We start from the raw sequence: 24,610 nt of genomic DNA on the forward strand, positions 1-24,610 counted from the left end.
CCGCGCGATGCGCGGCCCCTTCTGCGTCTCGTCACCCTGCGCTCTCGGCGATCACGCCCGCGCCGTGCCGCGGGACCCGGTCTGGACCTCCGGCCCCTCCGTGATCGCGTTCAGCAGGTAGGGCCGGCGCAGGCTGAGCAGGTGGTACATCAGCCGGTCGACGTCGCGGGCGAAGAACGGCTTCTTCAGCACGTAATCGACGCCGAAATGGCGCGACGCCTGAGCCATCATCGCCCGGTCCCCGCCGGTCATCAGGATCAGCGGGGTGCCGGGGGCGACGTCGCGGGCGTGGCAGGCCAGTTCGAGCCCGTCCATGCCCTTCAGGCCGAGATCGATCATCGCGACGTCGCAGGTGCCGAGGCGGATCAGCTTCACGGCGTGCTGGCCGTTGTCGGTCTCCTCCACCTCCATCCGGAAGCCGCTGCGCGCGAGGATGCGCCGCACCAGGGCGCGGCTCTGGGCGGCGCTGTCCACGAGGAGCAGGCGCGTCGGCCGACGCCGCCGGACATAGGCGTTCAGCAGCCCCGTCACGTGCTCCACGTCGAGGGGGGTGCGCAGGAACTCGTAGGCGTCGAGATGCCGGGACACCTCGGTCCAGCGGGGGAAGACCTGGCTGGCGAGCAGGATCAGGCAGGGCAGCGCCATGCCCTTGGCCTTGAGGGTCGCCACCGCCTCCGGCCCCGAGATGTCGTCGAACTGAAGCCCCACGAAGGCGATGTCGGGCCGCTGGCGCAGGCAGGCCTCGAAGGCGGCGCGTCCCGTCGACACCTCGATCACCGCCGCGGTCGGATCGAAGTCGCGCACCAGCGTGACGATCTGCGCGCGCAGGGCGGGCGACCGTTCGGCCACGAGCACCACGATCACGGGCGCCCCGCTCTCGTCCGATCCGGTCAGCGCCATGAGCCACCACTTCACGTAAAAATGTCTAGTAGAAGGACCGTATGACACAAAGCTTAGCATCGGCTTACGCCGATCAAGCCCGCGGGTGTGCTGCCGCATAGGCGCCGAGCAGGCGGGCAGCATCGACTTTGGTGTAGAGCTGCGTCGTCGCCAGCGAGGCGTGCCCGAGCAGGTCCTGGATCGCCCGCAGGTCGCCCTGGCGTGCGAGGAGATGCGTCGCGAAGGAGTGCCGCAGGGCGTGCGGCGTCGCGCTGTCGGGCAGGCCGAGCGCGCCGCGCAGGGAGGCCACCGCGAGCTGCACGATGCGCGGCGAGAGCGGTCCGCCCTTGGCGCCGACGAAGAGCGGCCCCTCCGGGGACAGCGCGTAGGGGCAGAGCGCGAGGTACTCGGCGACCGCCCCCTGCACCGGCGCGATCACCGGCACCATCCGGGTCTTTCCCCCCTTGCCCAGGACCGTGAGGGTGTCGATGCCGTTCACCGGCGCATCTCGGCGCCGCACGCCGAGCGCCTCGCCGATGCGCAGGCCCGCCCCGTAGAGCAGGGCCAGCACGGCGGCGTCGCGGGCCAGGATCCAGGGCGCGCGATCCTCGCCGGCCCGGATGTCGGGGCTCGCCATCGCCACGGCGGCCGGCACGGGCAGCGGACGCGGCAGCCGCCGCTCCACCTTCGGCGAGCGCACCGCCGAGAGGGCCGCCACCGTGCCGTGGCCCTCCCGGTCGAGGTGGCGCGCGAAGGAGCGCAGGGCGGCGAGCGCCCGCATCAGGCTGCGCCCGCCGATCCCCTCCGCCCGCCGGGCCGCCATGAAGCCGCGCAGGTCCCGGGGCTTGAGCGCGACGAGGGCCGGGATGTCCGGGTTCTCGCCGGTGCGGGCGAGATGGGCCAGGAACTGACGCAGGTCGCGGCCGTAGGCCTCGACGGTGTTGGCCGAGAAACGCCGCTCCCGCTCCAGCTCCGCGAGCCACGCGGCCGCCGCCTCGCGCAGCGCCGCCGTGCCGGGCAGGAGGTCGGGGGAAGGGGCTGGCAGCATGGACGGACCTGGTCGGCGCAAGCCTGCGGCGTCCGGTCGAGACGCGGGATCCCCTCTCCCGCACGGGAGAGGGGGTCCCCGCGATTCAGCCGATGACGTGCGGCTCCCCACCTAAACCGCCCGACCGTTGACGTCCGGTTGACGTCAGGCCGGTTCGACGGCCAGCACCACGGCGTGTCGGGCGGTCGCGCCAGGGGCGAGGAGCCGCTGGGAATCGCGCGCGGCGAGGTCGCCCGCGAACCCGGCCCAGTCGGCGTGTCCCGTCCAGCATTCGAGCGACAGGAACGGGGCGGTCGGCTTGGTCCAGACCGCGAGGTGCGGGAAATCCTCCGCCTCCAGCAGGATGGCGGCTCCCCCGGGCGCGGTGAAGCGCATCCAGCGGCTCCGCGCGTTCAGGAAGACCAGCGCCTCGGTGAAGAGGGCGGGATCGAGCGGCAGGGTGTCGCCGTCGAGGGGTACCGGCCGCTCCGTGCGCAGGAGTAGGCCGCCGGGGCCGACCTCGGGCGCGGCGGGGCGCTCGGGGTGTTCGAAGCGCACCGCGTAGCCGCCGCCCGCGCGCCGCTCGCCCCCCGCGAAGGGCCAGGGAAAGGCCGGGTGGAAGCCGAGCCCGTAGGGGAGGGGGCCGGAGCCGGTGTTGGCGACCTCGCACAGGAAGGCGAGGCGGCCGGGCGCCACCGTCGCGGTGATGTCGAGGCGGAAGGGGAACGGGTAGCGCGCCAGGGTCTCGGGCGTCTCGGTGAGCCGCAGCTGCACACGGTCGCCGGCCTGCGCCACGGGGGCGAAGCGGCTGTCGCGGGCGAAGCCGTGCTGGGGCATCGGGTAGGCGCGCCCGTCCACCGTGATGCTGGCATCGGCCGAGGCACCGACCACCGGGAAGAGCCAGGGGGCGTGCCGGTTCCAGTGCGCCGGGTCGCCGCTCCAGAGATACTCGCGGTTCCCGACCCGCCAGGAGACGGGCTCGGCCCCGTGCAGCGCGAGGCGCGCGGTGGTGGAGCCGCTCGCGATCTCGATCGTGTCGCTCATGCCGTCTCCTCCTCAGCCGGCCGCCGCGAGGCCGGGCGTGAGCCGGCCCTCGTGCACCGCGTGGCAGGCCACGCCGTCGGCGAGCGGCGGCACCTCGGCCCGGCAACGCTCGTTCGCGAAGGGGCAGCGCGGGTGGAAGGTGCAGCCCGAGGGCGGGCTGATCGGGTTGGGGATCTCGCCCTGGACCGGCATGCGCTGGCGCCCGGTGTGGCTGATGTCGGGCACCGCGTCGAGCAGCATGCGGGTGTAGGGATGCTTGGGCGCCGAGAAGAGCTCGCGCCCGCCGCCGATCTCGACGAGGCGCCCGAGATACATCACGCCGATCCGGCTCGCCATGTGGCGCACCACGGCGAGGTTGTGGCTGATGAACAGGTAGGTGAGCCCGAGCCGGTCCTGCAGGTCGCGCATCAGGTTGAGGATCTGGGCCTGAACCGAGACGTCGAGCGCCGAGGTCGGCTCGTCGGCGACCAGGAACTCGGCCTCGGAGGCGAGCGCGCGGGCGATGGCGAGGCGCTGGCGCTGGCCGCCCGAGAAGGCGTGCGGGTACTTGGCGCCGTCGTCGGGATGCAGGCCGACCAGCGTGAGGAGTTCGCCCACCCGCGCCCGGATCGCCCGCTCGCCCTCGATCAGCCCGAACGCCCGGATGGGCTCGGCGATGATCCGGTCGACCCGCCAGCGCGGATTCATGGAGGCGTAGGGGTCCTGGAAGATCATCTGGATGCGCCGCCGCAGCGCCCGGCGGGCCGCCGCCTGGCGCGGGTCGGTCATCGACACGCCCGCGATCGTCACCTCGCCGCCGGACGGCGGCAGCAGCCCCACCACCATGCGGGCGACCGTGGACTTGCCCGACCCGGATTCGCCCACGACCGCGAAGGTCTCCCCCTTGGCCACCGTGAACGAGACGCCGTCGACCGCCCGCAGGATCTGGCGCGGCTGGCGCTCGATCACCCGGTTGAGCCAGGGGCGCGAGACGTCGAACAGGCGGCGCAGGTTGTCGACCCGGACGTAATCCTCCGACGCGGCGCGCGCCGCTGGGGCGGGGGAGGCGGTCATGCGGCGGCCTTTCCGGACGCGTCGTAGAGGTGGCAGGCGACCCGGTGCGAGCCGACCGCGAGGGGCTCCGGCCGGTCGACCCGGCAGCGGGCGAAGACCTTCGGGCAGCGCGGGTTGAAGGCGCAGCCCGGCGGGATCGCCGACAGCCGCGGCATCGCCCCCGGGATCTGGGCGAGCCGGTCGGCGTCGTGCGCGAGCGTCGGGATCGCGCCCATCAGCCCCTGCGCGTAGGGGTGGAGCGGCTCGCCCACCACCGCGCGCACCGGGCCGATCTCGGCGATGCGCCCGGCATACATCACCGCGACCCGGTCCGCGGCCTCGGCGATCACCCCCATGTCGTGGGTGATGAGCATCACGGCGGTGCCGTGGTCGCGCCCGAGGCGCTTGAGGAGCGCGATGATCTGGGCCTGGACCGAGACGTCGAGGGCCGTCGTCGGCTCGTCCGCGATGATCAGCTCCGGCTCCGCCGCGAGCGCCAGCGCGATCACCACGCGCTGGCGCATGCCGCCGGAGAATTCGTGCGGGAAGCCGTCGATGCGCCGCTCGGGCGCCGGGATGCCGACCTCGGCCAGGAGATCGATCGCGCGCCGGCGCGCGGCCCGCGCCGACAGGTCGGTGTGGGTGCGGATGGTCTCCTCGATCTGCCGGCCAACCCGGTAGAGCGGGTTGAGGCTGGTCAGCGGGTCCTGGAAGATCATGCCGATGCGCTTGCCGCGCACCCGGCGCATCCGCTCCGGCGGCAGGGTGTCGATGCGCTCGGCCCCGAGGCGGATCTCGCCCCCGGCGATGCGCCCGGGCGGGTCGATCAGGCCGATCACCGCCGCGCCGGTCACCGACTTGCCGGCGCCGGACTCGCCCACCACCCCCAGCACCTCACCCCGGGCGATGTCGAACGAGATGCCGTCGATGGCGGTGAGCACGCCGCGGCGGGTGACGAACTCGACCCGGAGGTCGCGGACGGAGAGGACGGGCTCGCTCATCGGCGCGGCCTTCTGGTTGTGGGTGCGGGATGCGCCGGATCGGGGGATCGCGTCATTGCAGCTTCGGGTTCAGCGCGTCGCGCAGCCAGTCACCCAGCAGGTTGATGGCGAGCACCAGGCCCGCGAGCGCGAGGCCCGGGAAGGCCACGATCCACCACTCGCCCGAGAACAGGAAGCGGTTGCCGGTGCGGATCAGCGTGCCGAGCGACGGCATGGTCTCGGGCAGGCCCGTGCCGAGGAACGACAGGGTCGCCTCGGTGATGATCGCGAGCGCGAGGTTGATCGTCGCGATGACGAAGACCGGGCCGGTCACGTTCGGCAGGATGTGGCGCACCAGGATCACCGGGGCCGAGAGGCCGATCAGCCGGCCCGCCTGCACGTAGTCCTTGTTCTTCTCGACCATCACCGAGCCGCGTACGGTGCGGGCGTACTGCACCCAGAAAGAAAGGCCGATCGCCACCACGATCAGCGCGAGCGTCGCGTCGGTGTCGAGATGCCCGCCCAGCGCCGCCTTGGCGACGCCGTCCACGATGAGCGCGATCAGGATCGCCGGGAAGGTGAGCTGCACGTCGGCGACCCGCATGATCGCGGTGTCCACCATCCCGCCCGCGTAGCCCGCGATCAGCCCCAGCGTGATGCCGATGGTGCTGGAGACGAGAACGCCGAGCACGCCGACGACGAGCGAGAGGCGCATGCCGTAGAAGACCGCCGAGAGCACGTCGCGGCCCTGGTCGTCGGCGCCGATCCAGAACGGCGCCTGTCCGTCCGCCTCCCAGATCGGCGGCAGGTTGGCGTTGATGAGGTCGAGCTGCGCCGGGTCGTAGGGGTTCTGCGCCGAGATCCAGGGCGCCAGCACCGCCACCGCGAAGAACAGCAGGGTGGCCGCGAAGGCGACCATCGCGAGCTTCGAGCGCCGGAAGCTCGCGAACAGGTCGGAATCGAGGAAGCGGGCCAGCGCGGAGGGCGGGCTCGCGGTCTCGGCCCGGAGGGCGGGGGCGGGGGTGGCCATCGGGGATCTCCGTTCAGGCCGGACGCCGCACGGCCCGCAGCCGCGGGTCCACGACGGTGTAGAGGAGGTCGACCGCGAGGTTGATCGACACGAAGATCAGGGCGACGAGCAGCAGGTAGGCGGCCATGATCGGCACGTCGACGTTCTGCACCGCCTGCACGAACAGCAGGCCCATGCCGGGCCACTGGAAGACCGTCTCGGTGATGATCGAGAAGGCGATGATCGAGCCGAGCTGCAGGCCCGCCACGGTGATGACCGGGACGAGCGTGTTCTTCAGGGCGTGGCCGAAATGGATCGCCCTTGTGGTCAGGCCCCGGGCGCGGGCGAAGCGGATGTAGTCGGTGCGCAGCACCTCCAGCATCTCGGCGCGCACCAGCCGCATGATCAGCGTCATCTGGAACAGCCCGAGGGTGATGGAGGGCAGGATGAGCGCGCGCAGGCCGGATTCGGTGAGGAAGCCCGTGGTCCAGAACCCGATCCGCACCGTCTCGCCGCGCCCGTAGGAGGGCAGCCAGCCGAGCGTCACCGAGAAGAGGAAGATCAGCAGGATGCCGATCAGGAAGGTCGGCAGCGAGACGCCGATGAGGGAAACGGCCTGCAGCACCTTGGCGAAGACGCTGTCGCGGTGGAGCGCCGAGTAGACCCCCATCAGGATGCCGAAGGTCAGCGCGAACAGCGTGGCGCAGAGCGCGAGTTCGAGGGTGGCCGGCATGCGTTCGGCGAGCAGCGTCGAGACCGGCTGCCGGAACTGGTAGGAATTGCCGAATTGCCCGCGCACCGCGTTGCCGGCGTAGCGGGCGAACTGCACCAGCACCGGATCGTCGAGCCCGAGGCTCTCGCGGATCTGCAGGCGCTCGGCGTAGGGCGTGTCGGGGGCGACGAGCTGGTTCACCGGATCGCCCGCGAAGCGGAACATCGCGAAGGCGATCAGTCCGACCGCGAGCATGACGCCGACGGATTGCAGCGCGCGGCGGAGAATGAAGGCGAGCATGGCGCTCCGGTTGTTCTTCTTCGTGATTCCGCCCCTCTCCCGACGGGGGAGAGGGGATCAGGGTCGGGTGGTCGGGCCCGCGCGGGAGGCACCCCGCGCGGGCCGCGCGCTCACGGCTCCTTCGACACCCAGTAGAGCATCAGCTGGTTGTCGGCGCGGGGCGCCACCTTGACCTTCTTTGAGACGCCCCAGGCCAGGGCCTGCTGGTGCAGCGGGATGTAGCCCCAATCGGCCTGGATGAGGTCGTAGCCCTGCTTGATCAGCAGGTTGCGGGCCTCCTGATCGGTCTCGCGCTCGACCTTGTCGGCGATCTCGTCGACCTTCGGGTTGCAGTAATTGCCGAGGTTGGTGGTGCCGCGGGGCGAGGCCTTGTCGTTGCGGCAGCCCGCGATCTCGTACAGGATGTTGTGGGAATCCTGCGAGGAGGGCGTCCAGCCGAGCAGGTAGAACGAGGTGTCGTAGTTCGGCTTGAGGATCTTGGCGAAGTACTTCGCCTTGGGCTGGGCGTTCAGCGCCACCTTGACGCCGACGCGGGCGAGCATCGAGGTGATGGCCTGGCAGATCGCCTCGTCGTTGACGTAGCGGTCGTTCGGGCAGTCCATCGGCACCTCGAAGCCGTTGGGGTAGCCGGCCTCCGCGAGCAGCGCCTTGGCGCGGTTGGGATCGTAGGCCGGGCGCTTGAACTCGCCCGCGAGCGGGAAGAGCGGCGGGGCGATCAGCAGCGCCGCGGCGGCGGCCTGCCCGCGCATCACCCGCTTGACGATCGCGTCCTCGTCGATGGCGCGGTAGAAGGCCTCGCGCACCCGCACGTCCTTGAAGGGGTTCTTGCCCTTGACGTTCGAGCCGCGCAGCTCCTCGCTCGACTGGTCCAGGCCGAGGAAGATCGTGCGCAGTTCGGGCGACGAGATCACCTGCGTGCCCGGGTTGCCGTTGACCCGGTTCTGGTCCTGGAGCGGCACCGGCTCGATCCAGTCGACCTCGCCCGAGAGCAGGGCGGCGACCCGGGTGGCGTCGTTGCCGATCGTCGTGAAGATTGCCTCGTCGAGGTTCGACTCGACCTTGCCCCAGTAGTTCGGGTTCTTCTTGAACACCGTGCGCACGCCGGGCTGGTGCTCGGTGATGATGAAGGGCCCGGTGCCGTTGGCGTTGAGCGCCGCGTAGCTCGGGGCCGTGGCGGCGGCGGGCGTGGGCTTGAGCGCGTCGTGCTTCTCCGCCCAGATCTTCGACATGATGTACCAGCCGCCGAACTGGAAATGCGCGATCGGGTTCGGCGTCTTGAGCACCATGTCGACGGTGTGGTCGTCGACCTTCACGAAGGTGGCGTCGGCCGGGACGTTGGTCTGGAAGTTCGAGCCCGGCGCCCGCACCCGCTCGGCCGAGAAGATCACGTCGTCGGCCGTGAAGGGCGAGCCGTCGTGGAACTTCACGTTCTTGCGCAGGTGGAAGCGGTAGCGCGTCGGCTCCGGCATCTCCCAGGATTCGGCGAGCCCCGGGGCGAACTTCAGGTCCTTGTCGCGGGTGATCAGCGACTCGAACACCGCGCCGTGGGCGGCGATCGTGAACGTCTCCTTGAGCGTGTAGGGATCCAGCGACTTCAGGTCGCCCTGGAAGGCGAACCGGAAGGTGTTGGCGGCCAGCGCCGGGGCCGCCCCCAGCGACGCCCCCAGTGACGCCCCAAGGGCGAGGGCGGCGGCGAGGCTCGCGAGCCGCGAACGGGTCTTCACTCGAATGGTCGACACACCAAAGCTCCTCGGGCGCGGGGGCGCGGGGCGGCGGTTTTGCCCGCCGCCCCGAGAGTTAGACCAGCGGCGCGCGGGAGGTCCAGCCCGCCGCGCGCCGCGCCCTTGCAAGATGGTCACCAACCCGGGCCGCGGCCGGCGCCAAGCGGGCATGCGCGGGGCGCTCATCTGCCGCGAGTTGACCTTCGGGCTGGCCTCCGGCTTGCTTAGCGCAGCCTTCCGCCCGTCCGAGTGCCGTCCCATGCCCGTCATCAACCGCGTCGCCGCCCTCTCCGACGAGATCACGGCCTGGCGGCGCGACTTCCACCGCCACCCCGAGTTGCTGTTCGCGGTGGAGCGAACCGCGGGCGTGGTGGCCGAGCGGCTGCGGGAGTTCGGCTGCGACGAGGTCGTGACGGGCCTCGGCCGGACCGGCGTCGTCGGCGTCATCCGCGGGCGCCGCACCGGCTCGGGCCGCGTCGTCGGGCTGCGCGCCGACATGGACGCACTGCCGATCGAGGAGGCGACCGACGTCCCCTACAAGTCCACGGTGCCGGGCAAGATGCACGCCTGCGGGCATGACGGCCACACGGCGATGCTGCTCGGTGCCGCCAAGTACCTCGCCGAGACCCGCAACTTCGACGGCACGGCCGTGGTGATCTTCCAGCCCGCCGAGGAGGGCGGCGGCGGCGGGGCCGCGATGGTCAAGGACGGCCTGATGGAGCGCTTCGGCGTCCAGGAGGTCTACGGCCTGCACAACAAGCCGGGCCTGCCGCTCGGCCATTTCGCGATCCGGCCCGGCCCGATCATGGCGGCGGTGGACCGCTTCACCATCACCATCGAGGGGCGCGGCGGGCACGCGGCGCAGCCCCAGGAATGCATCGACACGGTGCTGGTGGCCGCCCACATCATCACGGCGCTGCAATCGATCGTGTCCCGCAACGCCGATCCGGTGGCCTCGGCGGTGGTGTCGGTCACCACCATGCGGGCGGGCGAGGCCTTCAACGTCCTGCCGCAGACGGCAATCCTCAACGGCACCGTCCGCTCCCTCACCGAGGCGGTGCGGGTGTTGTGCGAGGAGCGCATCGGCGCGATCGCGGCCGGCGTCGCGGCGGCCTTCGGCGCCGTGGCCGGCACGACCTACAGCCGGGGCTACCCGGTGACCGACAACCATCCCGCCCAGGCCGGCTTCATGGCCGACGTCGCCGCCGAGGTGGCGGGCGAGGAGGGCGTCGACCGGGCGGTCGCCCCGATGATGGGCGCGGAGGATTTTTCCTACATGCTGGAGGAGCGCCCGGGCGCCTACATCTTCCTCGGCACCGGCCCCGGCCCCGGCCTGCACCACCCGGCCTACGACTTCAACGATCAGGCCACGCCCTACGGCGTGTCGCTCTGGGCGCGGCTGATCGAGCGGGCGATGCCGGCGCAGTGATCAGATCGCGGCCCGGTGTGGACAGCGCGCGGACCGGACCAGCACGTCCTCTCGATGAGGAAGGCCAATGCCCGAGAGCAAGCGAGATATGCGCCACTCCTCCGTTGAGGATCGGACCGACTGGGCGAAGGTCGATGCGCATGTCATTCAGCCGGAAGAGTATGACGACGCGCCCGACCTGTCCGATGTCGCGCCCGAAACGGGGGACTTCCACATCGGTGACCGTCTCGTCAGACCCCGCATGGGGCGCCCGCCGCTCGCGGGGCGCACCGAGGAGGTGACCCTGCACCTCGACGCGGACGTGATCGCGCGCTACCGCGCCTCGGGTCCCGGCTGGCAGAGCCGCATGAACGCGGCGTTGCGCGAGGCCCTCGACCGGGACGCAACGTCCTGAGCGATCAGATCTCGAAGCTGACGCCTTGGGCCAGCGGCAGCGTGCGCCCGTAATTGATCGTGTTCGTGGCCCGGCGCATGTAGGCCTTCCAGGAATCGGAGCCGGCCTCGCGCCCGCCGCCGGTCTCCTTCTCGCCCCCGAAGGCGCCGCCGATCTCCGCGCCGGACGGGCCGATATTGACGTTGGCGATGCCGCAATCGGAGCCCGCCACCGACAGGAAGGTCTCGGCCTCGGCAAGGTCGCGGGTGAAGATCGAGGAGGAGAGGCCCGCCGCCACCGCGTTCTGGGCCGCGATCGCCTCCTCCAGCTCCCGGTAGGGCACCGCGTAGAGGATCGGCGCGAAGGTCTCGCGGCGCATCGGCCCGGCCTGCGCGCGCATCTCCACCAGGGCCGGGCGGACGTAAGCCGCGGCCTCCCCGCGGATGCCCGGCAGGCGCTCGCCGCCATGGACCGTGGCGCCCAGCGCGCGGGCCTCGTCGAGGGCGCGGGCCATGCCGTCGGCAGCGGAGGCGTCGATCAGGGGGCCGACCAGGGTGGCGGGATCGCGCGGATCGCCGATGCGCACCGAGGCGTAGGCCCGGCGCAGGCGGTCGAGGAAGTCGCCGTACACGCTCTCGTGCACGAACAGGCGGCGCAGCGTGGTGCAGCGCTGGCCGGCCGTGCCCATCGCCGCGAAGGCGACGGCACGCAGGCTGAGGTCGAGGTCGGCGGAGGGCGCCACGATCGCGGCGTTGTTGCCGCCGAGTTCGAGGATGGCGCGGGCGAAGCGCGCGGCGAGCACCGGCGCCACCTGCCGTCCCATGGCGGTGGAGCCGGTGGCCGAGACGAGGGGGATGCGCGGGTCGGCGACGAGCCGCTCGCCGAGCGCCCGCCCGCCGATCAGCACCTGCAGCAGGCCCTCCGGCGCCTCGGCCCCGAAGCGGGCGAGCGCCCGCCCGGCGATCGCCTGCACGGCGAGCGCGGTGAGCGGCGTCTTCTCGGAGGGCTTCCAGACCACGGGATCGCCGCAGACCAGGGCGAGCGCCGCGTTCCACGACCAGACCGCCACGGGAAAGTTGAAGGCCGTGATGACCCCGCAGGGGCCGAGCGGGTGCCAGACCTCCATCATCCGGTGATCCGGCCGCTCGGTGGCGATGGTGAGCCCGTGGAGCTGGCGCGAGAGGCCGACCGCGAAGTCGCAGATGTCGATCATCTCCTGCACCTCGCCGAGGCCTTCGGAGAGGATCTTGCCCGCCTCCAGCGTCACCAGCCGGCCGAGATCGGCCTTGGCGGCGCGCAGCTCTTCGCCGAGCAGCCGCACCAGTTCGCCGCGCCGCGGCGCCGGCACCCGGCGCCACGCCAGGAAGGCGGCCTCGGCCCGCCCCAGCACCGCCTCGGCCTCCGCGCCGGTGGTCTCGCGCAGGTGCCCGACCACGCCTCCGTCGATCGGCGAGCGGGCCTCCAGCCCCGCCTCGGTCAGGAGCGCCGCCGCCACGCCGAGGCGCTCCAGCACGGCGAGCACGTCGTCGCGGACGGAGAGGACGGTCGGGGCCATGAGGGTCTCCGTATCGGCGTGAATCTCGGGGTGCGCTGTCCCGAGGCGGCTGCTGAACTCACACGTCGTCGGACGAGCCGCGGGGAACCCCTCTCCCGAGTGGGAGAGGGGCAGGGGATCGAAGATCCCGCGTGAGGGTGAGACGCTGCCGCAGCGAAGCTGAGACAGCGGTGAGGGGAGCGGAACGGATCAGGTTCGACAGCCAGCCTCAGTGCTGGCAGCGGGCACCGTCGTGCCTCGTTCTGCACCCTCCCGCACCCTCACGTGGGATCTTCGATCCCCATACCCCTCTCCCACTCGGGAGAGGGGATCCCGCGGGTGTCATCCGGGTGTCAGTCGAAACGGAAAAGCGCCGATCCGCAAGCCCGCGGGGGAGAGACCGACCCCGTCACCGCTCAGCCGATCGCCGGCCCGCCGCCGCACCACCCGCCCGGCGGATCACTGCCCCGCGCCGGCCAGGGCCGGACCGAGCGCCTCGGGCCGCTTCACCTCGATCTCCACGAAGGCGATCGGATGGTCGGAGCCGTTCATGACGTCGTGGCGGATGCCGGCCGGGCGCCGGTAGGCCTGGCCCAGCGCGAGCGGGACCTCGGTCACGGCCGTGCCGTCGTGGATCCGCAGGGTGCCCGGCGTGATCATGATGACGAAGTAGGGCCAGCCGTGCTCGTGCCAGCCGGTGACCGCCCCGGGCGCGAAGTCCCAGCGGGTGATGCGCACCGCCTCGTCGTCCTGCTGAATCGTCGGCACCGCCGGGATCGTGCACGCGAAGGCCATGACCTGCTCCTTGTCCTCATGTCGATCGGGAGCGCCGGCCGTCAGCGGGCCGCCTCGAAACCCCTCAGCACGGCCGCGAGATTCGGCCCCAGATGCTCCGAGAGGTAGCCGCCCTCCTGCACGATCACGGTCGGGAGACCGAGCCGGGCGAGCGCCGCGCCGATGTGGGTGAACCCCTCGGTGGTCACCGCGAGGCCCGCCAGGGGATCATGCACCGAGGCGTCGAGGCCGAGCGCCACCACGAGGGCGCCGGGCGCGAAGGCCCGGAGGGTGCGGGCCGCCTCCTCCAGCGCGTCGAGGAAGCCGTCGTCGCCGGTGCCGATCGCCAGCGGCAGGTTGCGGTTGGCGCCCGTGCCCGCCCCCTCGCCGCGCTCGTGCGCGTAGCCCCACACGAAGGGGTAGAACCGCGTGGGATCGGCGTGGAGCGAGACCGTCAGCACGCTCGGATCGGCGTAGAAGATGCCCTGCGTGCCGTTGCCGTGATGCACGTCGACGTCGAGGATCGCCACCCGCGCGTGCCGGGTGCGCAGGTGGGCCGCCGCGACCGCGCTGTTGTTGAAGAAGCAGAACCCGCTCGCCCGGTCCCGGTAGGCGTGGTGGCCCGGCGGGCGGCACAGGGCGTAGATCGCGTCCTCCCCGTCGAGCACCCGCTGCGCGGCGCTCGCCGCCACGTCGGTCGCCGCGCAGATCGCCGCGTAGGTGCCGGGGCCGATCGGGCAGGCGGTGTCGAGCGTGTGCCAGCCGAGCCGCCCGATGATGTGCTCGGGGTAGGTCGCCCCCTCGCGCATCGGGTGGATGTTGGCGACCATCTCGGGGGCGGCATCGCCCAGCGCCGCCCAGGCGTCCCAGGCCTCCGCCATGAAGGCGAGGTAGTCCGGCGCGTGCACCCGGGCGCGGGCGTCGTGGCCGAAGGTCTCGGGCGCCACGAGCGTGTGCCCGCCCGCGCGCAGGCCCGCGAGCAGGCGGTCCGCCCGCTCGGGCTGCTCGGTGGTGCGGGTCACGCGGCCCCGCACGAGGAAGAACTGCGGGTCGTGGCCGCGATGGTCCTCGGTATAGACGGCTTTCATGGGGTCTCCGGTCCGGGGGAAAGGGCGCGCGCGAGCCGGCCCACCTCGCGCCGCGCCACGCCGATATGGTGGTCGACATGCGCGACGATGCGCTCGGCATGGCCGGCTTCGAGGGCGGCCAGCACCGGCTCGTGGGTGCGGGCGATCACGTGCGGGTCGTCGTAGAGCCGGCCGATCAGCCCGATGACCACCTTCAACTCGGTGGCGAGGCCGTCGAACAGCCGCAGCAGGCGGCGGTTGCCGGCGATCTCGCAGATCTTGCGGTGGAAGCCGTAATCGGCCTCGACGATGCGGGCGGCGTCGTCCCGCTGCGCGGCGGCGTAGAGGTCGTCGAGGCAGCCCCGCAGGGCCGCGCGTGCGGGCGCGTCGAGGCGCCGCGCCGCCTCGACGGCCGCGTGCCGCTCGATGCACAGGCGCAGGTCGTAGAGGTCGTCGATGTCGGCGGGCGAGAGTTCGCGCACGAAGAAGCCGCGGCGCGGGTGGGCGCAGAGCAGGCCCTGGCTCTCCAGGAGCCGCGCCGCCTCGCGCACCGGCGCGCGGCTGATGCCGAGTTCCCGCGCCACGGCGGCCTCCGCCACCTTCGCGCCGGGCGCGAGATCGCCGCGGGTGATCGCGTCGGTGAGGCGGCGGGCGACCTGACGGACGAGGTCGCTCTCCGAGAGCACAGGCAGGCCGACGGGTGGGGAGAGCAGACGCATGACACCTCCGGACGCACAATGTTCACCTATTAAGCGTCGATTGTCGACACTTTTGGCTTGATCATGCGGCCGCCATGCGCCAGTCTGCCACATCCGATGCGTCAGTGGAGGGCCATCATGCCGTCACCCCGCGATCCCGCCGAGCAGGCCGTCCGCGTCGACCTCGCCGCCGCCTACCGGCTGATCCACCGGCTCGGCCTCGACGACAGCATCTACACCCACATCTCGGCCCGCCTGCCGGGGCCGGAGCACCGCTTCCTGATCAACCCGTACGGGCTGCGCTTCGAGGAGGTGACGGCCGGCAACCTCGTCACCGTCGACCTCGATGGGCGGGTGATCGACGATCCCTACGGGCACGGCATCAACCCGGCGGGTTTCACCATCCACAGCGCCATCCACGCGGCGCGGGAGGACGCGACCTGCGTCCTGCACACCCACACGGTGGCGGGCGTCGCGGTCTCCTGCCAGGAGGAGGGCCTGCTGCCGCTGAACCAGTGGTCGATGCAGTTCACCGACCGCATCGCCTACCATGCCTACGAGGGCATCGCGCTCGACCTCGACGAGCGCGAGCGGCTGGTGGCGGATCTCGGCGACCGGTTCGTGATGATCCTGCGCAACCACGGCCTGCTCACCTGCGGGCGCAGTGTGGGCGAGGCGTTCAAGCTGATGCACAACATGGAGCGGTCCTGCCGGACCCAGCTCGCGATCCAGGCCGCGGGTGCGCCGCTGGTGCGGCCCTCCGCGGCCATCGCCCGCAAGACCGCCGGCCAGTACGCCTCCTTCGGCGAGAAGGTCGCCTCCGGCTCGCTGGCCGACGCCGAGTGGGAGGCCTTCAAGCGGATGCTGGAGCGCAGCGACCCGGACTACAAGGATTGACGGTGCCGGGAGGGCGCGGGGAGCCCTTCTCCCGTGCGGGAGAAGGGCATGGGGATCCAAGATCCCACACGAGGGTTCAGGCGGAGCCGCAGTGAAACGCAGAGCGTGGTGAGGGGAGCGGAACGGGTCAGGACCAGCCATCAGCCTCAGTGCTGGTAGCGGTAGCGTTCCGCCTTCTTGCTGCCCTCTCCCGGGACCCTCGCGCGGGATCTCTGATCCCGTGCGGGATCGTCGATCCCCTTCCCCTCTCCCGCACGGGAGAGGGGATCTCGCGCTGTCCTCGTCCGGGGACCGACGCAGACGGAATTTCAGAGCGAAGCGATCGGATCGGTGGAGAGAACGCAGATGATCAGGCTGATCGTTTCGGGTGCGGCGGTGCTTCTCGCCCTGGCGGGGACCGCCGTCGCACAGGCGCCGAAGCCCGGCGGGGTCGCCAACGCGGTGATCCAGCCCGAGCCGCCCGGGCTGATGCTCGGCCTGCTCCAGAACGGCCCGACCCAGATGGTGGCGGGCAACATCTACGAGGGCCTGCTGCGCTACAGCGAGACGCTGGACCCCAGGCCCGGCCTCGCGGAGAGCTGGACGGTCAGCCCGGACGGCAAGACCTACACCTTCTCGCTCGTGAAGAACGCGACGTGGCACGACGGCAAGCCCTTCACGGCCGCCGACGTGCTCTTCTCGGTGGAGTTCCTGAAGCAGACCCATCCCCGCGCCCGGGGCAACCTGTCGAAGGTCGCGAGCGTCGCGGCGCCCGACCCGCACACGGTGGTGTTCACGCTCTCCGAGCCCTTCGGGCCGTTCCTGGGCGTGTTCGAGGTCGGCTCGCTGCCGATGATCCCCAAGCACGTCTACGAGGGCACCGACTACAAGACCAACCCGGCCAACAACACGCCGATCGGCACCGGGCCGTTCATGTTCAAGGAGTGGAAGAAGGGCTCCTTCATCCGGCTGGTGAAGAACCCGAACTACCACATGGCCGGCCGGCCCTACCTCGACGAGATCTACTGGCACGTGATCCCGGACGCCGCCTCGCGGGCGGTGGCCTTCGAGACCGGCAAGGTCGACATCCTGCCGGGCGGCTCGGTGGAGAACTTCGACGTGCCGCGTCTCTCGCAGATGAAGGGCGCCTGCGTGACCGGCAAGGGCTGGGAGTTCTTCGGCCCCCATTCCTGGCTCTGGCTCAACAACCGCCAGGGTCCCACCGCCAACAAGGCCTTCCGGCAGGCGGTCTCCTACGCCATCGACCGCGACTTCGCGAAGGACGTGATCTGGAACGGGCTCGGCAAGCCGGCGATCGGTCCAATCTCCTCCTCGACGCGCTTCTTCAACGCCAAGCTCGGCCAGTACTCCTACGATCCGGCCAAGGCGAAGGCCCTGCTCAAGCAATCCGGCTACAAGGGTGAGACGCTGCGCCTCCTGCCCGTGCCCTACGGCGAGACGTGGCAGCGCTGGGCCGAGGCGGTGAAGCAGAACCTGGAGGATGTCGGCATCAAGACCGAGCTCGTCGCCACCGACGTCGCCGGCTGGAACCAGAAGACCTCGGACTGGGACTACGACATCGCCTTCACCTATCTCTACCAGTACGGCGACCCGGCGCTCGGCGTGGCGCGCAACTACATCTCCTCGCAGATCGCCAAGGGCTCGCCCTTCAACAACGTCGAGGGCTATTCCAACCCCGCGGTCGACAAGGCCTTCGCGGAGGCCGCGGTGGCGGTGAGCCCGGCCGAGCGGCAGGCGCTGTACGACGGCGTGCAGAAAACCCTGATCGAGGACGCCCCGATGGCGTGGCTGCTCGAACTGCAGTTCCCGACCATCACCCGCTGCAAGGTCAAGGACCTCGTCACCACCGGCATCGGCGTGAACGACGGGTTCCGCGACGCCTGGATCGAGCGCTGACGCCGTGGCCCTGTTTCTGGCCCGGCGGGTGGGCAAGGGCATCCTCGTCCTCCTCGCCATCGTGGTCCTGAATTTCTTCCTGATCCGCCTCGCTCCCGGCGATCCCGCCCTCGTCATGGCGGGCGAGGCCGGGGCGGGCGACGAGATCTACGTGGCGCAGCTGCGGGAGAAATTCGGCCTCGATCAGCCGCTGGCGGTGCAGCTCGGCCTCTATCTGCGCAGCATCCTCAGCCTCGATCTCGGCTACTCGGTGCGCCAGCAGATGCCGGTGGGCCGGCTGATCCTCGACCGGCTGCCCGCGACGCTGCTCCTCACCGGCACCGCCTTCCTGATCTCCCTGACGCTGGGGGTGGCGCTCGGGGCGCTCGCCGCCCGGCGGGCGGGTCGGCTCGCCGACACCGCCATCACGGCGCTCGCGCTCCTGTTCTACGCCACGCCCCTGTTCTGGGTCTCGCTGATGGCGATCATCGTCTTCTCGGTGCGGCTCGACTGGCTGCCCGCCTTCGGCTTCGAGACGGTGGGCGGGGGCTACACGGGGCTCGCGCGCGCGGGCGACATCGCCCGCCACCTCGTGCTGCCCTCCATGACCCTGGGGCTGTTCTTCATGGCGGTCTACGTGCGCATGACCCGCGCCTCGATGCTGGAGGTGGCGGGCCTCGACTTCGTGAAGACCGCCCGCGCCAAGGGGCTCGCCGAGGGCCTCGTCCAGCGCCGGCACGTGCTGCGCAATGCGCTCCTGCCGGTGGTGACGCTCGCGGGCCTGCAGGCCGGCACGCTCGTCGGCGGCGCGATCCTCACCGAGACGGTCTTTGCGTGGCCGGGGATCGGCCGGCTGATGTACGAGGCGCTGCTCCAGCGCGACTACAACCTCCTGCTCGGCGTCTTCGTCGTCTCCTCCGCCATGGTGCTGCTCTTCAACCTCGTCACCGACGTGATCTACCGCGTGGTCGACCCGCGCATCGAGGCGGCGTCGTGAGGCGCGGCCCGCTCGGCGCCTTCCTGCGCCATCCCGGCGCGGTGATCGGGCTCCTCATCCTCGTGCTCGTCGTGGCGGCGGCGCTGCTCGCGCCGGTGCTGTACCCGGCCTCGCCCTGGCGCATGGTGCAGCGGCCCTTCGTGCCGCCCTTCACGCTCGACCGGGTGCCGCTCGGCACCGACGCGCTCGGGCGCGACATCGCGGCAGGCCTGATGCACGGGGCGAGCGTCTCGCTCCTCGTCGGCCTCGTCTCGACGCTGGCGGCCCTCCTCATCGGCGTGCCGATCGGGGCGCTCGCCGGCTACTACGGCGGCCGGGTCGACGACCTCCTGATGCGCTTCACCGAACTCTTTCAGACCATCCCGAGCTTCGCGCTCGCCATCGTGCTGGTGGCGATCCTCCAGCCCGCCCTCTCCTCGCTGATCCTCGCCATCGCGCTGGTGAGCTGGCCGCCGGTGACGCGCCTCGTGCGCGGCGAGGTCCTGTCGCTGCGCTCGCGCGAGTACGTGCAGGCGGCGGTCGTCACGGGCCAGACCACCTTCACCATCCTGCGCCGCGAGATCCTGCCCAACACCCTCTCGCCCATCGTGGTGCTGGCCTCCTTGATGGTCGCGACCGCGATCCTGCTCGAATCCTCCCTCTCGTTCCTCGGCCTCGGCGATCCCAACCGGATGTCCTGGGGCTTCATGGTCGGGGCCGGGCGCACCGTCATCCGGCAGGCGTGGTGGATCACCGCCTTCCCGGGCCTCGTCATCCTCGTGACGGTGCTCGCCCTCAACCTGATCGGCGAGGGGCTGAACGACGCCCTGAACCCCCGCCTGTCCCGGGAGGGCCGATGAGCGCGCCCGTCGTCAGCGTCCGCGGCTTGCGCCTCGCCCTGCCCAAGGGGGCGGACCGGGTGCTCGCGGTGGACGACGTCTCGTTCGACCTCAACGCGGGCGAGATCCTCTGCCTCGTGGGCGAGTCGGGCTCCGGCAAGTCGATGTGCGCCCACGCGCTGATGGGCCTGCTGCCCCGGGCCGTGAAGCCGGCGGGCGGCGAGATCCGGATGGAGGTCGACGACCTCCTCGCGCAGGACGAGGCGGGCTGGCGCGACACCCGCGGCCGGCGCATCGCCATGATCTTCCAGGAGCCGATGACGGCGCTCAACCCGCTGATGCGGATCGGCGACCAGATGGCCGAGATGTTCGAGGCCCACGGGCGCCTGACGCCCGCCGAGCGGCGCGCCCGCGCGGTGGCGCTCGCGGGCGAGGTCGGCCTGCCCGAGCCCGAGCGCATCGTGCGCGCCTATCCCCACCAGCTCTCGGGCGGGCAGCGCCAGCGCGCGATGATCGCCATGGCGCTCGCCCTGGAACCGGCGGTGCTCGTCGCCGACGAGCCCACCACCGCCCTCGACGTGACGACCCAGGCCCAGATCCTGGCGCTGGTGCGCGATCTCCAGCGGCGGCGCCGCATGGCGGTGCTGTTCATCACCCACGATTTCGGGGTGGTGGCCGAGATCGCCGACCGGGTGCTGGTGCTGCGCCACGGGCGCGTGGTGGAGGCGGGGCCGGCCGCCGCCGTGCTGGGGCGCCCGCAGGAGGCCTATACCCGCACCCTGCTGGCCGCCGTGCCGTCCATGGACCCGCCCGTCCGCACGCCGCCCGCCGGCCCGAAGGCCGTCGAGGTGGCGGGGCTGACCAAGACCTACGTCACGGGCGGCGGCTGGTGGCGCCCCGCCCGCCGGGTCGAGGCCGCCCGGAGCGTCGCCTTCGCGCTCCACAAGGGCGAGACGCTCGGCCTCGTGGGCGAGTCCGGCTCGGGCAAGTCCTCCATCGCCAAGCTCGTCATGCGGCTCGTGGAGCCGGATGCCGGCACGGTGCGGCTCGGCGACACCGACCTGACGGGGCTCTCGGGCGAGGCCCTGCGGCGGGCGCGCCGCCGCATCCAGATGGTCTTCCAGGACCCGTTCGCCTCGCTCAATCCCCGCCGCACGGTCGGGCGCATCATCGCGGACGGGCCGCGCGCCCACGGCGTGCCCGAGGCCGAGGCGCGCGAGCGCGCCCGCCGGCTCCTCGGCCTCGTCGGGCTCGACCCCTCCGCCTTCGACCGCTACCCGCACGAATTCTCGGGCGGCCAGCGCCAGCGCGTCGGCATCGCTCGCGCCCTCGCCCTCGAACCCGAGATCCTGGTCGCCGACGAGGCGGTCTCGGCCCTCGACGTCTCGGTGCAGGCGCAGGTGCTCGCGCTCCTGGAGGACCTGAAGGCGCGCCTCGGCCTCTCGATGCTGTTCATCACCCACGATCTGCGCGTCGCGGCCCAGATCTGCGACCGTATCGCGGTGATGCGCCGGGGCGAGATCGTGGAACTGAAGACCGCGAGCGCCCTCTTCGCCAATCCCGAGCACCCCTACACCCGCACCCTCCTCGACGCGGTGCCGGGCCGGACGCGGAGCGCCGCGTGACCCCGCCCGAGCGCTGCGTGCTCCTCAGCGCCACCCTCGACCTCGCCGGGCTGTTCGGGCCGGTGCTGGCCGAGGTCGCCGACGCGGTCGAGGCGGTGCCCGATCCGGCCCAAGACCCCGAGACGGTGCGCCTCGCGCTCGCGTGGTTCCCGCCGGCCGACGCGTTCGCGCGCTACCCGAACCTGCGGGCGGTCTGCTCGATCGCGGCCGGCGTCGACAGCCTGCTCGCCTCTCCGGGCCTGCCCGCCGGCGTGCCGGTGGTGCGCGTGGTCGATCCCGAGCAGGCCCGCGCCATGTCGTGCTTCGTGCTCTGGCACGTGCTGGGGCACCTGCGGCGCTTCCGCACCTACGCGGAGAACCAGGCCCAGACCCTCTGGCGACCGCTCGGCCAGCGGGCGGCGGGCGAGGTCACGGTCGGCCTCCTCGGCTACGGCCGGATGGGCGCCCGGGTCGCCGCGGACCTCGCGACGCTGGGTTTCCCGGTCCTCGCCTGGAGCCGCGCGCCGCGGGCGCCGGAGGCGGGCGTGGACCTCCTCAGCGGCGAGAGCGGGCTGTCCGACCTCCTGGCCCGCACGGACGTGCTGGTGAACCTGCTGCCCCTGACGCCGGAGACGCGCGGCATCCTGAACGCGGCCCTGTTCGCCCGCCTCAAGCCCGGCGCGACGCTGGTGCAGGTCGGGCGCGGCGACCACTTGGTGGAAGACGACCTCCTCGCCGCCCTCGACGGCGGCCGTCTCGCGGGGGCGGCCCTCGACGTCTTCGCCACCGAGCCGCTGCCGCCCGCGCACCCGTTCTGGCGCCACCCGAAGATCGTCGTCACCCCGCACGAAGCCTGCGATGCGAGCCCGCAGGCGGTGGCGGCGATGCTGCGCGCGACCGCGGAGGCGATCACGGCCGGCGCGCCGGTCCCGAACGCCGTCGACCGGGCGCTGGGCTATTGAGGCGCCCCAAGGGCAGCCCGAAAACTTTCGTTAACCATTCGCCCGCCATCGTCCGGCCGTCGGATCTCCGCCGGCGCCCGGCGCCTCAACCGTCACGCGAGCCATCAGCCGACTTCGTTTCGCCGCGTTGCAGGTCTAGGCTGGGGTCAGGGAATCAGAACGCACAAGGGGGCGCACATGCTCGGCACGGTCTCGGCCTTCATGGCGATCGTCATGGTCCTCATCCTGAGGAATCTCGCCAAGGTGGCGCTCACGCCGGTCTACGCGGTGCGCGACATACACCGCGGTCGCTACGTCCGCGGGCTCGTCCTGCTGTCCTGCTCGGGCCTCGCCGCCTGGGCGATCTGGAGCCTCTCCCACTCGGCACGGCCCAAAGCCCTCCCGGTCGCCGCCGCCGTCTACACCGGCTGAGATCCAGCGGCCGGGCCGCACCGCATCGCACGATCGCCCTTGACAGAACGCGCGCCGCGCGCTGTTGCTGGCGTCGCGCGTGCGCCCGCTTCGGAGACGCCGCGCCGGGGATCCTTTCGCGCCATGCGTGCCGCGATCACGACGAAACCGAAAGCCCTGACGGCGATCCTCGCCGGCTGAAGCCTCGCGTCGTCCCGGATCCCTCCCCGTCCGCGGCGTGCGGAGGCCGGGCTCTCTCGTCGAAGCCCGATGACGATCTCCGGGGAGGGCTCGCTTTCCGAACGGGAGATGTGTGATGGGTTACAAGGTTGCCGTCGTCGGAGCCACCGGCAATGTGGGCCGGGAGATGCTCGACATCCTGGCCGAGCGGGCCTTCCCGGCCGATACCGTCGTGGCGCTGGCCTCCCGCCGCAGCCTCGGCCAGGAGGTCTCCTTCGGCGATCGGACCCTGAAGGTGCAGGCCCTCGACCAGTACGATTTTTCCGACACGGACCTGTGCCTGATGTCCGCGGGCGGCGAGACCTCGAAGGAGTGGTCGCCCCGCATCGGGGCTCAGGGCTGCGTCGTCATCGATAACTCGTCGGCCTTCCGGTACGATTCCGACGTGCCGCTGATCGTGCCCGAGGTGAATGCCGACGCGGTGGCCGGCTTCACCAGGAAGAACATCATCGCCAACCCGAACTGCTCCACCGCCCAGCTCGTCGTGGCCCTCAAGCCCCTGCACGACGCCGCCACCATCCGGCGCGTCGTCGTGGCGACCTACCAGTCGGTCTCCGGCGCCGGCAAGGAGGGGATGGACGAGCTGTTCAACCAGACCCGCGCGGTGTTCACCGCCGGCGAGGTCAAGGTGCAGAAGTTCACCAAGCGCATCGCCTTCAACGTCATCCCGCACATCGACGTCTTCATGGAGGACGGGTCCACCAAGGAAGAGTGGAAGATGGTGGCCGAGACGAAGAAGATGCTCGACCCCAAGATCAAGCTGACGGCGACCTGCGTGCGCGTGCCGGTGTTCATCGGCCACTCGGAGGCGGTGAACGTCGAGTTCGAGCGCCCGATCACCGCCGACGAGGCGCGCGATATCCTGCGCTCGGCGCCGGGCGTGCTGGTGGACGACAAGCGCGAGCCGGGCGGCTACATCACGCCCCACGAGGCGGCGGGCGAGGACGCGACCTACGTCTCGCGCATCCGCGAGGACATCACGGTCGAGAACGGCCTCTCGTTCTGGTGCGTGTCGGACAACCTGCGCAAGGGCGCGGCCCTGAACACGGTGCAGATCGCCGAGGTGCTGATCAACCGCAAGCTGATCACCCCGAAGCGGAAGGCGGCCTGAGCCGCCTCACCGCCGTCCGGCGCATCCGGATGGAGCGCGGGCAGCGCCGGATCCCCTCTCCCGCACGGACGAGGGGTTCCCCGCGTTACTCGCGCCTCTACCGGAAGGCGGCGACGCGCCGGTCGCGCTTGCGCTCGGCCGCGGGCTGGTAGGCGATGCGCGCGTGGTGCGTGCAGTAGGGCAGCCCGGTGATCGAGCGGGCGCCGCAGAAGCGGAAGTCCGGCGAGGCCGGGTCGCCCATCGGCCAGCGGCACATGAACTCGCGCAGTTCCATGATCGTCACGCGCTCGGAGACCGGCAGCGCGACCTCGGTCTCGACGCGCAGGTCCGTGCGCACCAGGGCGAGCGAGGGCGGGGGCGGGGCGAGCAGGCTCGGGGTCGGGCTCGACGGCCGCTCGGGCTGGGCCACCGGCACCGGGCGCCGCACGGCGGCGGGCATCGGCGCGCCGGAGATCGACCCGCCGGCCCCGTTGACCTTCGGCGCGCGGCCGGCGAGGCCGAGGCGGTGGACCTTGCCGATGACCGCGTTGCGCGAAATGCCCCCGATCTCGGCAGCGATCTGGCTCGCGCTGCGGCCGTCGCTCCACAACCGTTTCAGGAGTTCGACCCGTTCCTTGGTCCAGCTCGGGCCCGCATCCGTCATCGCCGCCTCCGACTTCCCCCACCTGCTCTCTCTCGGGCGAATCGGCACGCGACCGCGCTCGGTCATGCGTCCGACCGCGGTTCAGTCCGTCCGTTCCTGGCTTGGTGATCGCCGCCACGAGAGAGCGCTTGCGACGGGGCTGAACCTACAGGACGGCCGGTTGACCGCGCAAGAGTCCGGCGCGGAGCAGGATTCCTTTTCCGCTCCCGCGCGGGCGGGCCGAACGGCCCCCGGCCGGGTCCGGGCGGCTCCCGGCGGGCGTGAAATGGGCTCGCCTGCTGGTTGAATAAAGATGGTTTATCAGCGGTTTGCCTCGGGCCGCCATCCCGCCCGGCGGCTCCGCCGACCGGGCAACCGGACCGATCGGCGGTGCCGATTCCGGCCGCTTGGGGATTTCCTGGCCGGCGAGCGTGGCAGATCGGTCACGGTTGCCGCAACCAGGGCGCGGCGTTGCCGGTTCCGGCGCCTGCTCCTATGGTTCCGGCCCGGGGGAC

Annotated in this window: 23 protein-coding genes; 10 read left to right on the forward strand and 13 right to left on the reverse strand. The window is 71.7% G+C overall.

Annotated features, from left to right (window positions below):
• Nucleotides 1–51: 51 nt before the first annotated feature.
• The 8 genes from ACKUB9_RS00730 to ACKUB9_RS00765 all read right to left on the reverse strand — a co-directional run bounded on the left by ACKUB9_RS00730 (nt 52) and on the right by ACKUB9_RS00765 (nt 8,713).
• A complete protein-coding gene (locus ACKUB9_RS00730) occupies nt 52–915 on the reverse strand; it encodes a response regulator (protein WP_407518646.1) in 864 nt (287 codons plus the stop codon).
• A gap of 58 nt (nt 916–973) precedes the next feature.
• Nucleotides 974–1,927 carry a tyrosine recombinase XerC gene (locus ACKUB9_RS00735; RefSeq protein WP_407518648.1) on the reverse strand — a complete coding sequence of 318 codons (954 nt, stop codon included), beginning with the start codon at nt 1,925–1,927 and terminating at the stop codon, nt 974–976.
• A gap of 144 nt (nt 1,928–2,071) precedes the next feature.
• Nucleotides 2,072–2,950 carry an aldose 1-epimerase family protein gene (locus ACKUB9_RS00740; protein WP_407518649.1) on the reverse strand — a complete coding sequence of 293 codons (879 nt, stop codon included), beginning with the start codon at nt 2,948–2,950 and terminating at the stop codon, nt 2,072–2,074.
• A gap of 12 nt (nt 2,951–2,962) precedes the next feature.
• Nucleotides 2,963–4,003 carry an ABC transporter ATP-binding protein gene (locus ACKUB9_RS00745; RefSeq protein WP_407518650.1) on the reverse strand — a complete coding sequence of 347 codons (1,041 nt, stop codon included), beginning with the start codon at nt 4,001–4,003 and terminating at the stop codon, nt 2,963–2,965.
• The gene (locus ACKUB9_RS00750) at nt 4,000–4,983 is read right to left on the reverse strand and encodes an ABC transporter ATP-binding protein (RefSeq protein ID WP_407518651.1); all 984 of its coding nucleotides are present in this window, start codon (nt 4,981–4,983) and stop codon (nt 4,000–4,002) included. Before ACKUB9_RS00750 ends, ACKUB9_RS00745 begins: the two co-directional genes overlap by 4 nt.
• 52 nt (nt 4,984–5,035) lie before the next feature.
• Nucleotides 5,036–5,992, reverse strand: coding sequence for an ABC transporter permease (locus ACKUB9_RS00755; RefSeq protein ID WP_407518652.1), 957 nt, complete (start codon nt 5,990–5,992; stop codon nt 5,036–5,038).
• Between the two features lie 13 nt (nt 5,993–6,005).
• On the reverse strand, nt 6,006–6,983 hold the full coding sequence (locus tag ACKUB9_RS00760) for an ABC transporter permease (protein WP_407518653.1): 978 nt from the start codon (nt 6,981–6,983) through the stop codon (nt 6,006–6,008).
• A gap of 110 nt (nt 6,984–7,093) precedes the next feature.
• The gene (locus ACKUB9_RS00765; RefSeq protein WP_407519081.1) at nt 7,094–8,713 is read right to left on the reverse strand and encodes an ABC transporter substrate-binding protein; all 1,620 of its coding nucleotides are present in this window, start codon (nt 8,711–8,713) and stop codon (nt 7,094–7,096) included.
• A 250-nt stretch (nt 8,714–8,963) separates the two neighbouring features.
• Here ACKUB9_RS00765 and ACKUB9_RS00770 point away from each other — a divergent pair, with 250 nt between their 5' ends.
• A complete protein-coding gene (locus tag ACKUB9_RS00770; RefSeq protein ID WP_407518654.1) occupies nt 8,964–10,133 on the forward strand; it encodes a M20 aminoacylase family protein in 1,170 nt (389 codons plus the stop codon).
• A 67-nt stretch (nt 10,134–10,200) separates the two neighbouring features.
• Entirely contained in the window at nt 10,201–10,527 is a 327-nt protein-coding gene (locus tag ACKUB9_RS00775) for a BrnA antitoxin family protein (RefSeq protein ID WP_407518655.1), read from the forward strand.
• A gap of 4 nt (nt 10,528–10,531) precedes the next feature.
• Here ACKUB9_RS00775 and amaB read toward each other — a convergent pair whose 3' ends face one another.
• From amaB to ACKUB9_RS00795, 4 genes are all read right to left on the reverse strand, one after another.
• The gene (gene amaB / locus ACKUB9_RS00780; RefSeq protein WP_407518656.1) at nt 10,532–12,061 is read right to left on the reverse strand and encodes an L-piperidine-6-carboxylate dehydrogenase; all 1,530 of its coding nucleotides are present in this window, start codon (nt 12,059–12,061) and stop codon (nt 10,532–10,534) included.
• Nucleotides 12,062–12,499: 438 nt separating this feature from the next.
• Nucleotides 12,500–12,835, reverse strand: a complete 336-nt coding sequence (locus ACKUB9_RS00785) for a cupin domain-containing protein (protein ID WP_407518657.1) — start codon at nt 12,833–12,835, stop codon at nt 12,500–12,502.
• A gap of 41 nt (nt 12,836–12,876) precedes the next feature.
• Nucleotides 12,877–13,902: a histone deacetylase family protein gene (locus ACKUB9_RS00790; RefSeq protein WP_407518658.1), complete on the reverse strand. Its 1,026-nt coding sequence runs from the start codon at nt 13,900–13,902 to the stop codon at nt 12,877–12,879.
• Nucleotides 13,899–14,600, reverse strand: a complete 702-nt coding sequence (locus ACKUB9_RS00795) for a GntR family transcriptional regulator (protein ID WP_407518659.1) — start codon at nt 14,598–14,600, stop codon at nt 13,899–13,901. Before ACKUB9_RS00795 ends, ACKUB9_RS00790 begins: the two co-directional genes overlap by 4 nt.
• Nucleotides 14,601–14,717: 117 nt before the next feature.
• On the opposite strand from ACKUB9_RS00795, the gene ACKUB9_RS00800 reads away from it, so the two are divergent.
• The 8 genes from ACKUB9_RS00800 (at nt 14,718) to ACKUB9_RS00835 (ending at nt 23,473) form a co-directional block, all read left to right on the forward strand.
• Nucleotides 14,718–15,476 (forward strand): class II aldolase/adducin family protein, encoded by a 759-nt coding sequence (locus tag ACKUB9_RS00800; RefSeq protein ID WP_407518660.1) that lies wholly within the window; start codon nt 14,718–14,720, stop codon nt 15,474–15,476.
• 345 nt (nt 15,477–15,821) lie between these two features.
• Nucleotides 15,822–17,372 carry an ABC transporter substrate-binding protein gene (locus ACKUB9_RS00805; RefSeq protein ID WP_407518661.1) on the forward strand — a complete coding sequence of 517 codons (1,551 nt, stop codon included), beginning with the start codon at nt 15,822–15,824 and terminating at the stop codon, nt 17,370–17,372.
• Between the two features lie 4 nt (nt 17,373–17,376).
• Nucleotides 17,377–18,348, forward strand: coding sequence for an ABC transporter permease (locus ACKUB9_RS00810; RefSeq protein ID WP_407518662.1), 972 nt, complete (start codon nt 17,377–17,379; stop codon nt 18,346–18,348).
• Complete coding sequence (locus ACKUB9_RS00815) at nt 18,345–19,187, forward strand: ABC transporter permease (RefSeq protein ID WP_407518663.1); 843 nt, start codon at nt 18,345–18,347, stop codon at nt 19,185–19,187. Before ACKUB9_RS00810 ends, ACKUB9_RS00815 begins: the two co-directional genes overlap by 4 nt.
• Nucleotides 19,184–20,791: an ABC transporter ATP-binding protein gene (locus ACKUB9_RS00820; protein WP_407518664.1), complete on the forward strand. Its 1,608-nt coding sequence runs from the start codon at nt 19,184–19,186 to the stop codon at nt 20,789–20,791. The genes ACKUB9_RS00815 and ACKUB9_RS00820 overlap by 4 nt, the downstream gene beginning before the upstream one ends.
• Nucleotides 20,788–21,732, forward strand: coding sequence for a 2-hydroxyacid dehydrogenase (locus ACKUB9_RS00825; RefSeq protein WP_407518665.1), 945 nt, complete (start codon nt 20,788–20,790; stop codon nt 21,730–21,732). The genes ACKUB9_RS00820 and ACKUB9_RS00825 overlap by 4 nt, the downstream gene beginning before the upstream one ends.
• A 177-nt stretch (nt 21,733–21,909) precedes the next feature.
• Nucleotides 21,910–22,143 carry a hypothetical protein gene (locus ACKUB9_RS00830; RefSeq protein WP_407518666.1) on the forward strand — a complete coding sequence of 78 codons (234 nt, stop codon included), beginning with the start codon at nt 21,910–21,912 and terminating at the stop codon, nt 22,141–22,143.
• A 295-nt stretch (nt 22,144–22,438) separates the two neighbouring features.
• Nucleotides 22,439–23,473 (forward strand): aspartate-semialdehyde dehydrogenase, encoded by a 1,035-nt coding sequence (locus tag ACKUB9_RS00835; RefSeq protein WP_407518667.1) that lies wholly within the window; start codon nt 22,439–22,441, stop codon nt 23,471–23,473.
• Between the two features lie 97 nt (nt 23,474–23,570).
• On the opposite strand, the gene ACKUB9_RS00840 is transcribed toward ACKUB9_RS00835, so the two are convergent.
• The gene (locus tag ACKUB9_RS00840; RefSeq protein ID WP_407518668.1) at nt 23,571–24,116 is read right to left on the reverse strand and encodes a GcrA family cell cycle regulator; all 546 of its coding nucleotides are present in this window, start codon (nt 24,114–24,116) and stop codon (nt 23,571–23,573) included.
• Nucleotides 24,117–24,610: the final 494 nt, after the last annotated feature.

Source organism: Methylobacterium oryzisoli, assembly GCF_046557895.1.
Classification (GTDB): Bacteria; Pseudomonadota; Alphaproteobacteria; order Rhizobiales; family Beijerinckiaceae; genus Methylobacterium; species Methylobacterium oryzisoli.

What these genes read in the sequence shown, in the direction of transcription:
- ACKUB9_RS00820 (WP_407518664.1), top strand. Translation starts at nt 19,184, where the DNA reads ATGAGCGCGCCCGTCGTCAGCGTCCGCGGCTTGCGCCTCGCCCTGCCC.
- ACKUB9_RS00740 (WP_407518649.1), bottom strand. Translation starts at nt 2,950, where the DNA reads ATGAGCGACACGATCGAGATCGCGAGCGGCTCCACCACCGCGCGCCTC.
- ACKUB9_RS00800 (WP_407518660.1), top strand. Translation starts at nt 14,718, where the DNA reads ATGCCGTCACCCCGCGATCCCGCCGAGCAGGCCGTCCGCGTCGACCTC.
- ACKUB9_RS00770 (WP_407518654.1), top strand. Translation starts at nt 8,964, where the DNA reads ATGCCCGTCATCAACCGCGTCGCCGCCCTCTCCGACGAGATCACGGCC.
- ACKUB9_RS00745 (WP_407518650.1), bottom strand. Translation starts at nt 4,003, where the DNA reads ATGACCGCCTCCCCCGCCCCAGCGGCGCGCGCCGCGTCGGAGGATTAC.
- ACKUB9_RS00760 (WP_407518653.1), bottom strand. Translation starts at nt 6,983, where the DNA reads ATGCTCGCCTTCATTCTCCGCCGCGCGCTGCAATCCGTCGGCGTCATG.
- ACKUB9_RS00775 (WP_407518655.1), top strand. Translation starts at nt 10,201, where the DNA reads ATGCCCGAGAGCAAGCGAGATATGCGCCACTCCTCCGTTGAGGATCGG.
- amaB (WP_407518656.1), bottom strand. Translation starts at nt 12,061, where the DNA reads ATGGCCCCGACCGTCCTCTCCGTCCGCGACGACGTGCTCGCCGTGCTG.
- ACKUB9_RS00835 (WP_407518667.1), top strand. Translation starts at nt 22,439, where the DNA reads ATGGGTTACAAGGTTGCCGTCGTCGGAGCCACCGGCAATGTGGGCCGG.
- ACKUB9_RS00805 (WP_407518661.1), top strand. Translation starts at nt 15,822, where the DNA reads ATGATCAGGCTGATCGTTTCGGGTGCGGCGGTGCTTCTCGCCCTGGCG.
- ACKUB9_RS00840 (WP_407518668.1), bottom strand. Translation starts at nt 24,116, where the DNA reads ATGACGGATGCGGGCCCGAGCTGGACCAAGGAACGGGTCGAACTCCTG.
- ACKUB9_RS00750 (WP_407518651.1), bottom strand. Translation starts at nt 4,983, where the DNA reads ATGAGCGAGCCCGTCCTCTCCGTCCGCGACCTCCGGGTCGAGTTCGTC.
- ACKUB9_RS00755 (WP_407518652.1), bottom strand. Translation starts at nt 5,992, where the DNA reads ATGGCCACCCCCGCCCCCGCCCTCCGGGCCGAGACCGCGAGCCCGCCC.
- ACKUB9_RS00830 (WP_407518666.1), top strand. Translation starts at nt 21,910, where the DNA reads ATGCTCGGCACGGTCTCGGCCTTCATGGCGATCGTCATGGTCCTCATC.
- ACKUB9_RS00790 (WP_407518658.1), bottom strand. Translation starts at nt 13,902, where the DNA reads ATGAAAGCCGTCTATACCGAGGACCATCGCGGCCACGACCCGCAGTTC.
- ACKUB9_RS00785 (WP_407518657.1), bottom strand. Translation starts at nt 12,835, where the DNA reads ATGGCCTTCGCGTGCACGATCCCGGCGGTGCCGACGATTCAGCAGGAC.
- ACKUB9_RS00735 (WP_407518648.1), bottom strand. Translation starts at nt 1,927, where the DNA reads ATGCTGCCAGCCCCTTCCCCCGACCTCCTGCCCGGCACGGCGGCGCTG.
- ACKUB9_RS00795 (WP_407518659.1), bottom strand. Translation starts at nt 14,600, where the DNA reads ATGCGTCTGCTCTCCCCACCCGTCGGCCTGCCTGTGCTCTCGGAGAGC.